This is a genomic window from Streptomyces sp. NPDC051104 (assembly GCF_040682835.1).
Lineage (GTDB): Bacteria > Actinomycetota > Actinomycetes > Streptomycetales > Streptomycetaceae > Streptomyces > Streptomyces cynarae.
In genome coordinates this window covers 1-13656 of the sequence record NZ_JBFBBS010000079.1, presented here as the reverse complement: position 1 = coordinate 13656, position 13656 = coordinate 1, and the positions used below count along the sequence as shown (strand labels likewise).

The window sequence follows — 13656 nt, the reverse complement described above, 5'->3', positions numbered from 1 at the left end:
CCATCTCCCCGGCCCATTCCCCCTGCATGCCTACAAGACTGGCCCCGGCTCCACTCAGCCGGGGCCAAAACGCGAGATTTTCAGCAGCCTTCTAGGCGATCACCATTCGCTCCCGATTGACCGCCCAGACGCCGCGAACAGCCACCGCTAGGCCTCGGACATGGGAGTGTGAGACATGCGCACAACGAGCCGAGGCTTAGGGGAGTGGCAACAAGGTGACGGCGGCAGGTAACGGCGTACAACCGGTACTCACCCGGGCGCACCGGATCCTGATTGGCACAGTCGTGACCGGCGCCGTGATCATCGCCGGCATCGGATTGGCAGGGTCCTACGCGGCCGTCCGTGAGTGTGCCATCAAGAAAGGCTTCGGGAACTTCTCCTACGTTTTCCCGATCGGCATCGATGCCGGCATCTGCGTCCTGCTCGCCTTGGACCTCTTGCTGACCTGGATCCGCATCCCGTTCCCCCTGCTCCGCCAGACGGCTTGGCTCCTGACGGCCGCCACCATCGCCTTCAACGGGGCGGCAGCCTGGCCCGATCTGCTGGGCGTGGGCATGCACGCGGTGATTCCAGTCTTGTTCGTCGTCGCGGTCGAGGCCGCCCGGCACGCGATCGGCCGGATCGCCGACATCACCGCCGACAAGCACATGGAAGGCGTCCGCCTCACCCGCTGGCTCCTCTCGCCGATCCCCACGTTCCTGCTCTGGCGCCGTATGAAGCTGTGGGAGTTCCGCTCCTACGACCAGGTCATCAAGCTCGAACAGGAACGCCTCGTCTACCAAGCCAGCCTGCGCTCCCGTTTCGGCCGCGCCTGGCGCCGCAAGGCCCCAGTGGAATCGCTGATCCCGCTCCGACTGGCCCGCTACGGCGTCCCCTTGGCCGAGACGGCCTCAGCAGGCCTGGCCGCCGCGGGCATTGACGAGCCGCCGATCCAGTTCACCGTCGAGCAGGCCCCGGTTCCGGCCCAGCAGCACAGCCCCGAACCCGAGGCCGCCGCCGACCAGGAGAAGGAACTGGCGCAGGTGCGCGGCGCGCAGCCCCAGCCGGTGGAGCAGCCGCTAACCGAACCCTCTGAGCAGCCGCATGACCTTGCAGGCGAAGGCAACACCCACCACCTAGCCAGCGCCTATCAGGACTGGATGGCCGCCTTCGGATTGGAGCCCACGAGCGCGCAGTTCGCTGTGTGGCTCCGAGACCAGTACGGCATCGCCACCGCGGCCGGCGGCCCACTGTCCGACGAGCAACTCGAACCCCTACTGCAGCTCCTCAAGCAGCGTCACACGCCCTCAGGTGAGAACGAGCCCAGACCCCAAGCTCTGCACGACGCGGACGACGGATGGGGGGACTACTTCTACAACGCCTGGCTCGCGTACGCGCAGGAGCACGGGGCCTACCCCGATGCCGCCGCCCTCGCCAGGTACGTCTACGAACGGGACCAGATCACCGGCGGTAACGGCCAGCCCGTCACGGGCGCAGACCTGGAGTACTTCATCTCCACCTTCCGGCAGCGCGAGTTCGACGAGACAGAGCCGCCCGCCGACGAGGAAGTCACCGAGCCCGCCGCGCAGGCACCCACCGGCGAGCCCCTCCCGAACCAGGACGAACCTGAGGAGACACCGGCCGGCGCGGGCGCGCACCCCGCCAAGGAGACGCGCAGCCCCTGGGTGAGCGCTCCCATCGACGACCCGCCGAACGAGGACGACGCGACCGGGGAGCCCGCCGCGCTCACCACCGTCGACCGCTACTACCTCGCCTGGACCGAATACCAGACCGAGCACGGCGAGGAACCCAAGGCCGAGCAGCTGTCCGCCTACCTCGCCAACAAGAAGGGCATGACCGGCCGCGGCGGAAAGCCGGTCAGCCCCTCCACCCTGCGCCGCTACCTCCTGCCGTTCCGTGTCTACAACTTCTGGGCGGAACAGCGGGTGCGCAACGAAGCCCCGTCGCTCGACGCCATTGCGCAGGAGTGCGCAGCCCACGGGATCACCGCGCAGCACAACCGGCCCCTCACAGCCGACTACATCGCCGAGCAGGCCGTCGACTTCGAACGGCGCTGGCAGGCACTGACCCGCCACCACGCGCAGCCACAGGAGTAAGAAGCCGCGCCTGCTCGTCACTGCGCACCCACGTCTACAGGGTCTTGCGTTGTAGGGTCCGCGGCTTCGTTGGCACTGGGGCTTGCGGATATGCGGGAATCCGGGCGAGGTGAGCAGCGACGGTGTTGGTGGATGGTGAGCAATCGATGGCTCCTCCTCGGTCAAGGCGGTGACAGCGAGTGAGGTATCGGTTGTCTTCGGCGGCCGCAGCCTCGGTCAGACCCGCATCTACACGCAGTTGGCGCCTGGCCATCTCGGTCATCCAGGAGGGCGTGGTACGGGTTCCGCGGGAACACTGAGGGACATGGCGAAAGCTTTGCACCCGGACCGGCGGGACACCGGCGTCGGAAGTACCCTCACGGTCGTCGTCGCCGCCCTCGCCAACCTCGGCATCGCGATGGCCAAGGTGGCGGCCGGCCTCATTAGCGGCTCCAGCGCCATGCTCTCCGAGGCCGCGCACTCGGTCGCCGACACGGTCACCGAGGTGTTGCTGCTGACGGCGCTCAAGCGCAGCCGGAAACCCCCCGACGAGGACCATCCCCTCGGATACGGCCCCGAACGCTACGTCTGGGCGCTGCTCGCCGCAGTCGCCACCTTCGTCGGCGGCGCGGTCTTCTCCCTCTACGACGGCATCCACACCCTGACGAGGGGCGAGACGCTCGGTGACCCGCGGGTGTCGTACATCGTCCTCGCGGTCGCCTTCGTGCTGGAGGGCTTCTCGCTGCGGACCGGGGTGCGCCAGGCGCGCGGTGACGCGGACCGCCGCGGGATGCCCTTCCGGCTCTATCTGCGGCACACGCCCGACACCGCCGTGAAGGCGGTGGTTCTGGAGGACTCGGCTGCGCTGATCGGCCTGGTGCTGGCGGCGGGCGGCCTGCTGGGCGGGCAGCTCACGGGATCCGGGGTCTGGGACGGCATCGCCTCCCTGTCCATCGGCGTGCTGCTGCTGTATGTCGCCTGGGTGCTCGGCCGGTCGAACGTGGAGCTTCTCATCGGGCGGCCGCTGCCCCGGCCGGTGCGGGAGCGGATCCGGGCGGAACTCCTGCAGGTGGAGCACATCGAGGCGGTACTGGAGCTGACGACGCTGGTGCAGGCGCCGGGGGAGGCCCTGGTGGCGGCCAAGGTCGACTTCCGTGACCTGTCGACCGCCGCCGAGGTCGAGTGGGCCTGCGAGCGGGCCGAGCAGCGACTGCACGAGGCGTTCCCGGCGGTGTGCCGGGTGTATCTGGACCCGACGCCCGGGCATGCGCAGCGGCGCTCCGAGGGCCTGAACCCCGGTTCGTGAAAACGGCTTGTGCGTGCGAGGGCTGGTCGGGCACATGTTCTGGCAGGAGCTCGCACTGCCCGGGATGGGATGTCCTCGGACACACCGCTGATGTGGCCCTCCTCCAGCCGCGTGTATCACTCGGTGCTGACCCCGGCCAGCACGGCGACCTCCTCGCGCCGCAGCCCGGGAACGCGGCGGCGGCTGCCGCTGGGCAGCCCGGCCTGCTTTCGCACGCCGCTCCGCAACCGCGACCCGGCAGGCCGGCCGTCGCGCCGTGACCCCGGCAGGACGACCGTCGTTGTCCTGGCTGGTGCCGCCCCCTTGCCGCGCTGTGACGCATGACGTCAGCACGGTGCGCGAGCCGGGGAGAGATCTCCCCTCGTCCGGCACAGTCGAGCAGCAGACCGCCGCCGTCGCTGAACCGTGCCATCAGATGCGGCGCATGCGACACCCCGGTCCCATCGGATCCCCGCCAGGACAGCTCCACGGGGCGGCATGCCATCGCCATGACCGAAGGATCACGGTCCAGCAGCATCACCTGGGTGCGCATGACACCCGACCCGTAGTGCAAAAGCCGCCCGGTCGTAGCCGACCACCACCAGCCCGGCGCGAAACGACGGCCAGATCGTAGGGGAAACGGACGTACCGGACCGCAGTCCTCCAGACGAACGACACGAGCGGGCTCGCCCCACGGCATCCGCTGTTCTTCCCCGTACGGATCCAGGAAATGGGCGCTGTACGAACCTGGACCAGCGACCGCCAGGTGCGCCGAAGTGTCAAGCTCTGGGTTTCGTGGAGACTGAGTTAGCTGGCTTTCTGGAGTGACGCAGGAGGTTCGGCCGCGAGGTAGTGGGCGGCCTCTTGTTCGGCTGGGGTGATGTGGCCGAGTTCGCCGTGGAGGCGGCGCTGGTTGAACCAGTCGATGTACTCGGCGACCGCGACCTCGACGTCGTTGATGCCGGTCCGGGGTCCCTTGTTGCGGATCAGCTCGGCCTTGAACAGGCTGTTGAACGCCTCGGCCAGGGCGTTGTCGTGCGAGTCGCCCTTGGAGCCGACCGAGGCCACGGCGGCCTCAAGTTCGAGACGTTCGGTGTAGCGCAGAGCTCGGTATTGGACTCCGCGGTCCGAGTGGTGCGTGAGGCCAGTGAGGTCGGCGCCGGTGTGCCGGCGGCGCCAGATCGCCATCTCCAGGGCGTCGAGGGCGAGGTCGGTGTAGAGGGAGGTGGCGACCTGCCAGCCGACGACCATGCGGGAGAAGACATCGATGACGAAAGCGGCGTAGACCCAGCCGGTGGCAAACCACTTGATCGCCTGGGCGTGACCGGGCGGGGTCGCGGCGACGGTTAGCTCACCGACGCGGCGTCCCAGCGGGTCGACCGCGACCAGCGTGTGCGTCTTCTTGTGTCCGTCGATGCCGACAACGTGCACGAAAGCCTCCGCAGCTCGGTAGAGAGTCGATGGGCATCTCCACCGCGGGGGCACGCCTCAATCGGGCTCGCGCGGCACGCTCCTATCAGGCCACTCCGCGGCAAAGACCCGGGCCGGCGGGGCGGCACATCGCCGACAAGCCACCATCGCTGGGGCAGCAAAGAAACGAGCCAGCCCCGCCGGTGCCCGTCACTCTGTCACCACCGTAGGCCCGTGTCTCAGACTCTGTCATTGAGGCGAAGAAAGCCGAGGCGGACTTCAATATTGCGTTCGCCCGCCGCAGTTCCTTCACCTCCCGCTCCAGCTCAGCGATTCGTGCAGCGTCGGTGCTGGTGGCGCCAGGCACGATGCCCTCGTCGGTCTCGGCCCGCTTGACCCAGCCGCGCAGGGCCTCAGGGTGCACGTCGAGTTGGTCAGCGATCCGCTTGATCGCACCGGCCCTGCCGGCGGGGTCCTTGCGGGCCTCGATCGCCAGCCGCGTCGCACGCTCGCGCAGTTCGTCAGGGTACTTACGGGGAGCAGCCATGATCGGCATCCTTCCGGGTCTTCGATGTCTCCATCAAACCCAGGGCGATTCATCTTGCCGGCCGGAGTCAGCCCGTGCCCGTGATGGGCACTCTTGCCGACGTCCAGGCCGAGGAAGACACCCACGTCGTCGATGTCGTACAACCCGTCCTCCCCAACAGGACTCGTGCGGTGCTGGCCAGGGCGATGGCGCCGTACGCGCGCATCCACGTTATGCAGACCTGCCGCCCGCAAGCGGCCGGGCATTGCACCAGGCCAGGCGGTAGTCGGACCTCTCATCAGCGTCTCCAACGGCACCCCTCGGGCCCGGTGACACCACCCCCCAGGTCATCCGTTCGACAGGGGGGAACAGTCATGCCGGGCCCGGAGGCCAGCGGCCCTCTTGCAGGACCGCGGAAAACATAACGGGGCGCCGGTACGGGTGAAGTACTCGGTGCTCAGGATCCGGTCGCGTCGTGCCTGATCGAGGCGGGCCAGCAGCGCGGGCAGGGACCGCTCGCCTTCGAGCTGGCTGGTGTGCGAGGAGATCGCGCTCCACTTCTGCGCCAGCCATGGCGTCACGTCCACGTACTCGTCCTCCACGCCGAGCAGTGTCTTTCCGACGCTGGTCAGCAGTGGGGCGAGGTCGCCGATCCCGGAGTGCGGGTGCGTGGCCGCGTAGAACGCACGGGTCTGCCATGGCTCACCCGCCTCGGAGTGCAGCCCGCCGAGCTGGCAGCCTCCACAGCGAGCAGGGTCACCTGGTGGGTGCGACGGTGATCGGGGTGGCCGGCGAGCTGGCCGAGCGCGTCGTGCGTGACGACGACATCGGGACGTCCTTCGTGCTCGTGGCGCCGCTCTCACCGCGGCGGGCCCGCTCGACCCGCACCCAGTTACGCAGCGTCTCCCGGCTGACCCCCAGATCCTTGCCGGCTTTGCCCGGGCGCGGTGAGGCTGTAGCGGGGCAAGCTGCCGGGGAAGGGACGTTTCGAGTGCCGATGAAGGAGGCGGTGAGGGAAACGTCCCTTCCCTGGATTCCTATTCTGAGTCGGGGCGGGTGATGATCGTGTCGATCTCGTCCGTGGTTGGTGCGGTCGCGGGTCCTTGCCGGGTGACGGCGATGGCAGCGGCGACGTTCGCGCGGCGGGTCGCGTCGAGGAGGTTGGTGCCGCGTGCGAGGCAGGCCATGAGGACGCCGGTGTGTGCGTCGCCGGCACCGTTGGTGTCGACCGGGGTGATGGCGTGCGCGGGCACGTGCCGGACGCCGTTGTGGTCGGCGACATAGGTGCCGCGGCCGCCGTCGCGCACCAGCACCGCCGCCGGCAGCAGGCTGGCGAGTGCTTCGGCGAGCTCGGAGGGCGCGGTGCGCTCGGGCACTGTACGCGTGAGCCGGCCGAGGGTGAGGCCCGCCTCGCGGGCATTGAGCGTCCAGACGGTGGCCCGGGCCGTGATGGCCGCCCAGGCCGCCTCGGGGATCTCGGTGAGCAGGGGAGCGGGGTCGAAGACGACAGCCGTCTGCGGGTCGATGGCGGGCAGCCAGCCGGTCAGCGACGCGCCGTTGGTCGGGTGCCGCAGGGAGTACCCGGTGACGTAGACGACGTCGTCGGGTCGCACGGCGACGGCGTCCAGGTGCTCGGGTGTTACCTGCCCCTCGGCGCCGAGTGCCGAGACGAAGGTGCGCTCGGCGTCGGCGTCGACGATCGCGACGCTCACGCCGGTGTCGAGGTCGGCGACCGGTGGGTTGGGTGCCGCGATGCGCTCGGCCTGGAGGGCCGCGTGCACCTTGTCGCCGAAGGGTCCCGTCCCGACGGTACCGAGGTAGACGACGTCGGCGCTGTCCCGCGCGGCGGCGGCCATGACATTGAAGCCGCCGCCGGCGGTGAGCTCGAACTGGTGGGCGTAGATATCGCCGCCGACGGGCGGCATCGCGGGCACGCGCATGACGAGGTCGACGATCGCCTGCCCGGTGTGCAGTACGCGGCCCATCAGCGCTGCCCCGTCCGTTCCGTGGTGCGGGCCCCGCCGAGGGCGAGGTAGCCGAGGAACGCGACGGCGAACGTCACGAGCCAGCCGAGCCCGTTCTGACCGATCCAGGTGCCGTGCCACGCGCCGGTGAACCAGGGCCCGTCGGTAGGGCCGGCCTGGGTGAACAGGTAGCCGACGACGATCGCCACGGCCCAGCAAACGACGGCGCGCCACTCCGTTCCGGCGTGGTACCAGTACCGGGAGCGGGGAGCGAGGTCGAGCAGGTCGTCGTCGCCGTAGTCGTGGCGGCGGAGCAGGTCGGCGATGAAGACGCCGACCCACGCGGTGATCGGGACAGCGAGCAGGATGATGAAAGAGATGAAGGGGTCGTAGAAGTTGTCGGCGATGAGCATGAAGTAGATAGAGCCGAGCGTGGTGACGACGACATCGACGACGACGGCGTACACCCGCCGGATCGGCACGCCGAGGGTCAGGGTGGTCAGGCCGGCCGAGTACACCGACATGTGGTTCGAGACGAGCAGCCCGCCGAAAGCGGTGACGAGGTAGATGACCGACATCCAGGCTGGCATGACAGCGGTCAGTGCCGCGACGGGACCGTTGGCGGCCGCCGCGAGCTTGGAGTCGCCGGACCCGAGCACGCCGCCGAGCGAGATGAGCAGGACGAGCGGGACGCCGGCGCCCGCCGCGGCGCTGGCGACCAGACGGGTGCCGCGCACCCGGTCGGACTGGTAGCGGGACATGTCGGCTCCGGCGTTGGCCCACCCGATGCCGGTGCCGCCAGCGATGGTGCCGATACCGGCGATGAGTGCGGCTGTCGAGCCCGCCTTCGTGGCGGTGACTGCGGTCCAGTCCACGTGCGTGAGCAGGTACACGGCGACCACAATGTTCAGTGCGCCGAAGATCCAGGTGGCCCACTTCTGGATGACTAGGAGCGTGGCGTGGCCGAGGCCGGAGACGGTGACGGTGCAGGCGACGAAGATCAGGATGCTCACTACCGCGATGACGGGCACGTCCTTGGCGTTGCTGCTGGTGCCGAAGAAATTCCCGCACAGTGCGGTGAGCGCGAACGCTGCCGTCGACGTGTTGACGGTCTCCCAGCCGAGCCGGGACAGCAGGGACACGAGCGTGGGGCCGATGTTCCCGCGTACACCGAAGACGGCGCGGGAGAGTGTCAGACTGGGGGCGTGGCCGCGGCGGCCGGCGATCGAGATGACGCCGACGAGCGCGAACGAGCCGAACGACCCGATCGTGGCCGCGACGATTGCCTGCCAGAGGTTGAGGCCGCTCTGGACCAGGGCAATGCCGAGCGGCAGGCCCAGGATCGAGATGTTGGCTGCGAACCAGGCCCAGAACAGTTGCAGTGGGCGGCCGTTGCGCTCGGCGGGCGGAACTGGCTCGATGCCGCGCTGCTCGATGTGCCCGAGGCGCGGCCGCTCCTGGAGGGCGGCTGCGGTCGGTGAGCCTGTCGCCGGGCCCTGGGGCACGGCACTAGATTGGGTCACGACACTCTCCTTTGAGTTCGCGAGCGCGGCGTCGAGGGTCGAACCGGGCGCCGTCGCCCGTGTGGGGCGTTGTGTTCGGGTCCGCTGGGTCTTGCCCGGCCCAGCGGGACCTGGGCGGAGTCAGCGGAGCCGTTCGTGTCGAAGGGCGAGCAGGCCTTCGACGAGGCGTTCCGGCTTCAGGTCGTTGACGGTCAGGACCTGGCCGACAACGTCGCTGGGCCACGCGGCCATTCCGTGGTGCGCGCCGAGGATCGCGCCGGCGATCGCCGCGATCGTGTCGGTGTCGCCGCCGACCTGTGCCGCGAGGCACAGGGCGTGGAAGGGGTCGTCCGCAAAGCGTGTGGCCAGCGCAAACGCGGCGGGCACGGATTCCTGCGAGGCGACCGACGTGCCGACAATCTCGTAGAGGGCGTCGAGCACGTCGGCCTCTGGGAGGCCTGTGACCAGCTTGACCGCCCACCGAATGCGGGCGGACACGGAGCCGCCGGCGACCCAGTTGCCGACGTGCTCGAGGGGCGCGGCGGCGTCAGCCGCGGAGCGGGCGCCGTCGAGTACCGACAGGCCCGGGGCGTCCAGGGCGCCGGAGACGGCGGCTGCGACCGCCGCGGCCGCGCTCAGCCCGAGACCGGTGTTGTGCGTGAGTCGCGACGCTTCGACGACGGCCTCGGGCAGCGACCCGTCCGTGCTCGGGAAGGCGATGCCGACCGGGGTGATGCGCATGGCGGCCCCGTTCGTGGTGCCCCGGGCGCCGGGGTCGTCCTGCGGCCCGGCGCCGGCCTGGATGTCCGCGATCGCGGCCTTGGTCGAGGGGCCGAGCAGGTCGAGCGACCCGCGGTCCGCCATGCCCTTCTCCCAGGCCGCCAGCGCATCGGCGAATTCGGCCGGTGCGATATGACCGCGCCCGGCGATCAGCAGCCGGGCGACGAGGACCGCCTGCTCGGTGTCGTCCGTGACCGACCCGGCCCGCATGGACGGGGCGATGGGCTGGTCGGCCACAGCGTCGCGCAGCCCGGTGATGGGGCCGTAGGTGGTGGCGATCCGCTCGCGGCTCATCGACTGCGTGGGCATCCCCAGCGCGTCGCCGATGGCCAGACCGACGAGGGCGGCGGTGGCTCGGTCAGTCACGGTCTCGAGGCTCGGCCTCGTCACAGTGTGCCTCCAAAGTTGATGACAATACGGAAGTGGTCCGGTTCCAGGAGCGCCGTCACGTGCTCGACGAACCCGCCGTCCGCACCGAACGACGTGCGGGCGGTGCTCAGGAACGCGCATCCCTCGGGGCGGTTCAGCACGCGGGCGTCGTCGGCGTCGAGTCGGACGAGCCGCACCTGTTGGCTCCCGCTGACTGGGCGTATCCCGGCCTGCTGTAGCGTCGCCCAGATCGATCCGTCGATCAGGCCCGTGACGGGCAGATCGGCGAGAATCCCGGTGGCCGGCAGGAACGACGACTCGTAGGAGACGGCGGTGCCGTCGTGGAGCCTGCGGATCCTGCGGACCCGGACGGCGTGGGCGGCAGCCTGGGCCGCGTCCGTCAGCGCCTCGGGCGGCAGGGCCGTCGTGTCCCAGGGGACAGAAGCGATGTCGAGGACCTCGGTGGTGATGTCGCTCCCAGCGCTGCGCAGGGCGCGCGCCCACCCGAGTGACTGGTCCAGGGCCACCCCGTCGAAGGTCACGAACGAGCCGATGCCCGAGCGGGTCGCGATGAGGTTGCGCTGCTGGAGTTCGTGGAGTGCCTGGCGGATCGTCCCGCGCGAGACGTCGAAGCGTCGGGCGAGCTCGTTCTCGCCGTCCAGTTGGTCGCCCGGCTTGAGCTCACCGCTGCGGATGGCCCGGGCGAGAGTCTCGACGATGCGGGACCGCTTATGTGCTCCGATAGACATGTACAGTACCTGTACACCCATTCTCCGGGTGTGTCCAGGGTGGTGACGCTGGGTGGGGTGGTGGTTGGTGCACGAGGTGGCGGTTGACCTGGTGTGTTGCTGATTGGTTGAGAGGAGGGGAGGTGCACGGCGATCGCCCGGGAGATCGCAAAGCACCCCTCCACCGTCTACCGGGAGATCTCCCGCGGCCGGGGCCCCGACGGCGCCTACAACCCCTGGTGGTCACACAACCAGGCCATCCTGCGCCGGCGCCACCCGAAGCCGGACAAGCTCCGTGCGAACCCCAAGCTGCGCGACTTCAATGGGCTGCCGACGGCAAGACTTCCCTGCGCGAGATCACCCCCGCCGACGTGCGCACCGCACTCCCTCCGACCGGAGCCGGCCGGGCGCAGATGGGCCAGGGGCTGCGCTCCCTCTACCGCGTCCTGAAAGCCCGCCGCCTGGTATTCACCGATCCGGCCCGCCAGGTCAAGACCGGCTTTCCTGACCCCACCATCCCGATGCCGCTGGCCGTCGAGCACATCCGCGCCGCCCTCGACTCCGCTGATCCGGCCCGGGCCTTGCTGTCAGCGCTGGTCGCGTTCCACGGCCTGACCGCTCACCAACTTCAGCACCTGCGCCTCACGCATGTCCACGATGGCGGCCACCTCAATGTCGACGGCCGTCGGGTTCCGCTCGCCGAACCCGTGCGGCTGCGCCTGGCCGCCTACCTCGACCACCGCAACCGGCACTGGCCCACGACTGCCAACCCGCACCTGTTCCTCCACTTCCGCAGTGCCACCACCAGCGCGCACGTCGGCCACCGCTGGATCATTCTCCGCCTCGGCCCCCACCTGACCTGCCGCCCCCTGCGCAACGACCGCCTGCTTGACGAAGCCCTTGCCACCGACGGCGACGCAAAGCGCCTCGGCGACCTCTTCGGCATCAGCACCAACACAGCCCGGCGCTACACCCAGAGCCTGGGACATCCCGGCCTTCAGGGCCTGCCCGAGCCCGGCCAGGCGGGCTCCTGCCCGGTGGCCTGTACGCCCGACCCTCCGGGCAGATCGGCGGTGCAGCAGCAGGACCTGGACCAGGGCCTTGGTGCCCGGCTCGGGCAGGACGGTGGTGGCGGTGGCTGGCGGCCGCTGAGGGGGACGAGGCTGTGGCCCGGGCACAGGGGGAGCGGGCCGCGTGTCCCGGGCGGTTCACGGTTACTGATGAGGTCCGGGCTCTGCTGGGGTTGTGGAAGGGGAATGTCGCGGCGGTGCATCGTGAGCTGACCGCTCGCGCGGCCAGGGGCGAGGGGCAGCCGCCTGCGTCGATCCCGACGCTGCACGGGGCGATCCGCCGTGATCTGACGCCGGGGGAGCGGGCCGGGCTTGCGGGTGGGGAGCGGGCGGCGCGCAAGCATGATGTGTTCCTGGCCCGGCCGCGCCCCTGGCGCAATCAGGTGTGGGAGACCGGCCACATGCAGGCGCCGGTGCTGGTCGATGTCGACGGCCATGCCCGCAGGCCGTGGATCACGTGGTTCACCGACTGCGCGACGAACGCGATCACCGGTCGCCATCACGCCGGTGCATCCGTCGCGGGACCCGGCACGCTGTCCGCCGCCGGGAGCATGTACGAGTTCGCCCCGGCCGCTGAGGCGGTGCTGCGCCCGCTGATCGACGGACGCACCGTCGATCTGGCCACGCTCGCGGAAACAGCCGGCCTCGCCCTGGAGGACGTCGCCGGGCTGGTCCAGGAGCTCGTTGTCGGGCAGGCCGCGACGGTGGGGAGCCTGCTGTGACGGCACAACTCGCTCTGGGCACCTACCGGTGCCGGGCGATCCCGGAGGCGGCTGCCCGTGCGGCCGCCTCCGGCGCGCAGTGGGTCGACACCGCCCCCAACTACGCCACCGGCCGGGCACAGACCTTTCTGGCCCCGGCCCTGGCCGCCCACCCGTCGCTGCGGGCCTCCACGAAGGCCGGCTACTTCACCGCGGCCACCGGCACCGAAGCCGTGAACGCCGGTGCCCTCACCGAGGACCAGGCTCCGGCCGGGAACAGCCTCGCCCCCGACTACGTGCGCTGGCAGGTCGCCCGCAACCGCGAGCAACTCGGGCGCGACGCGCTGGACCTGGTCCTGCTCCACAACCCCGAGCGCGCATACACCGGCGACCGCCCCGCCCTGCACCACGCGATCCGGGAAGCGTTCGCCGTCATGGAAGAAGCCGCGGCGGCTGGGCACGTGACCGGGTACGGCATCGCCACGTGGGCGGGCCTGGAGGATGAGGCGTTCACGGTGGGGGAGCTGCTCGCCCTGGCCGCCGAAGCCGCCGGCGGGCAGCGTCACCACCTGGTCGCGGTCCAGCTGCCCGTCAGCCTGGTGATGATGACGCCGATCGCGCAGGCCCTGCACGGCCGGGGCCCGCTCCCGGCCGCCGCCGGCGCGGGGCTGCGGGTGATGGCCTCCGCCCCGCTGCACGGCGGCGAGCTGCCTGGCATGGTCGACCAGGAGCTCGCCGACCTCATCCGGCCGGGCCTGACCCCCGCACAGGCGTGCGTTCTGGCGGTCGCGTCATGCCCAGGAGTGACGGACGTCCTCATCGCCGCTTCCAGTGCGCCACACTGGAGGGAGGCGGCCGACGCCGTCGCCCAACGGTCCCTGACCGCCGCCAAGTTGCGGGAGATCACTGGTGTACTCGCCTCCCCTTGACCCGGCCACCGAGCGCCGCATGCGCGCCAACCACGCCCGCGCCGCGAAGGCCCTGGACGTGCAGACCGAGCCGGGCGAGGAGTGCTGGGGGTGGGCCGGGCGCACCCTGGGTGCCCCGGCCCGCACCGCCGCCGGCCAACTGGCTTGGCTGCGGCTGGTGTCCGCGCCGGAGGACAAGGCGTCGGGGAAGCTATGGGACGGCGCCCTCGATGCCCAGCACGCCTTAGAATTCCTAACAAAATTGCGCATCTGCCCTTGGAATGTGGATGCCTGATGGAGTGTTAGCCTACGCATGAGAAGGGGTGTGCAGCCGCCGT

The 13656-nt window shown here is 70.3% G+C and carries 13 protein-coding genes and 2 pseudogenes; 7 read left to right on the top strand and 8 right to left on the bottom strand.

Annotated features, from left to right (window positions below; all coding sequences use genetic code 11):
• Positions 1-284: 284 nt before the first annotated feature.
• From AB0N14_RS38615 to AB0N14_RS38605, 3 genes and pseudogenes are all read left to right on the top strand, one after another.
• The gene (locus AB0N14_RS38615) at positions 285-2096 is read left to right on the top strand and encodes a DUF2637 domain-containing protein (RefSeq protein WP_366030382.1); all 1812 of its coding nucleotides are present in this window, start codon (positions 285-287) and stop codon (positions 2094-2096) included.
• Positions 2097-2295: 199 nt separating this feature from the next.
• Positions 2296-2395 (top strand): annotated as a pseudogene (locus tag AB0N14_RS38610) (acyl-CoA thioesterase II); the annotation flags it as partial.
• Positions 2396-2400: 5 nt separating this feature from the next.
• Positions 2401-3381 (top strand): cation diffusion facilitator family transporter, encoded by a 981-nt coding sequence (locus AB0N14_RS38605; RefSeq protein WP_361303838.1) that lies wholly within the window; start codon positions 2401-2403, stop codon positions 3379-3381.
• Between the two features lie 319 nt (positions 3382-3700).
• Here the strand turns inward: AB0N14_RS38605 and AB0N14_RS38600 are convergent.
• From AB0N14_RS38600 to AB0N14_RS38565, 8 genes and pseudogenes are all read right to left on the bottom strand, one after another.
• Positions 3701-4060 (bottom strand): annotated as a pseudogene (locus tag AB0N14_RS38600) (TnsA-like heteromeric transposase endonuclease subunit); the annotation flags it as partial.
• Positions 4061-4167: 107 nt separating this feature from the next.
• The gene (locus AB0N14_RS38595; protein ID WP_366030381.1) at positions 4168-4791 is read right to left on the bottom strand and encodes a DDE-type integrase/transposase/recombinase; all 624 of its coding nucleotides are present in this window, start codon (positions 4789-4791) and stop codon (positions 4168-4170) included.
• Between the two features lie 85 nt (positions 4792-4876).
• Positions 4877-5317 carry a transposase gene (locus tag AB0N14_RS38590; RefSeq protein ID WP_366030380.1) on the bottom strand — a complete coding sequence of 147 codons (441 nt, stop codon included), beginning with the start codon at positions 5315-5317 and terminating at the stop codon, positions 4877-4879.
• Between the two features lie 326 nt (positions 5318-5643).
• Entirely contained in the window at positions 5644-5898 is a 255-nt protein-coding gene (locus AB0N14_RS38585; RefSeq protein WP_366030379.1) for a hypothetical protein, read from the bottom strand.
• Positions 5899-6333: 435 nt separating this feature from the next.
• Positions 6334-7281: a PfkB family carbohydrate kinase gene (locus AB0N14_RS38580; RefSeq protein WP_366030378.1), complete on the bottom strand. Its 948-nt coding sequence runs from the start codon at positions 7279-7281 to the stop codon at positions 6334-6336.
• The gene (locus AB0N14_RS38575) at positions 7281-8783 is read right to left on the bottom strand and encodes a cytosine permease (RefSeq protein WP_366030377.1); all 1503 of its coding nucleotides are present in this window, start codon (positions 8781-8783) and stop codon (positions 7281-7283) included. The genes AB0N14_RS38580 and AB0N14_RS38575 overlap by 1 nt, the downstream gene beginning before the upstream one ends.
• Before the next feature lie 120 nt (positions 8784-8903).
• Positions 8904-9908 (bottom strand): ADP-ribosylglycohydrolase family protein, encoded by a 1005-nt coding sequence (locus AB0N14_RS38570; protein ID WP_366030376.1) that lies wholly within the window; start codon positions 9906-9908, stop codon positions 8904-8906.
• A gap of 20 nt (positions 9909-9928) precedes the next feature.
• Positions 9929-10660: a GntR family transcriptional regulator gene (locus AB0N14_RS38565; RefSeq protein ID WP_366030375.1), complete on the bottom strand. Its 732-nt coding sequence runs from the start codon at positions 10658-10660 to the stop codon at positions 9929-9931.
• A 350-nt stretch (positions 10661-11010) separates the two neighbouring features.
• On the opposite strand from AB0N14_RS38565, the gene AB0N14_RS38560 reads away from it, so the two are divergent.
• From AB0N14_RS38560 to AB0N14_RS38545, 4 genes are read left to right on the top strand one after another with little or no spacing between them, the layout of a single operon-like run.
• Entirely contained in the window at positions 11011-11922 is a 912-nt protein-coding gene (locus AB0N14_RS38560; RefSeq protein WP_366030374.1) for a hypothetical protein, read from the top strand.
• Complete coding sequence (locus tag AB0N14_RS38555; protein ID WP_366030373.1) at positions 11907-12431, top strand: winged helix domain-containing protein; 525 nt, start codon at positions 11907-11909, stop codon at positions 12429-12431. The genes AB0N14_RS38560 and AB0N14_RS38555 overlap by 16 nt, the downstream gene beginning before the upstream one ends.
• A complete protein-coding gene (locus tag AB0N14_RS38550) occupies positions 12428-13339 on the top strand; it encodes an aldo/keto reductase (protein ID WP_366030372.1) in 912 nt (303 codons plus the stop codon). The genes AB0N14_RS38555 and AB0N14_RS38550 overlap by 4 nt, the downstream gene beginning before the upstream one ends.
• Positions 13320-13613 (top strand): hypothetical protein, encoded by a 294-nt coding sequence (locus AB0N14_RS38545; RefSeq protein WP_366030371.1) that lies wholly within the window; start codon positions 13320-13322, stop codon positions 13611-13613. Before AB0N14_RS38550 ends, AB0N14_RS38545 begins: the two co-directional genes overlap by 20 nt.
• Positions 13614-13656 lie beyond the last annotated feature (43 nt).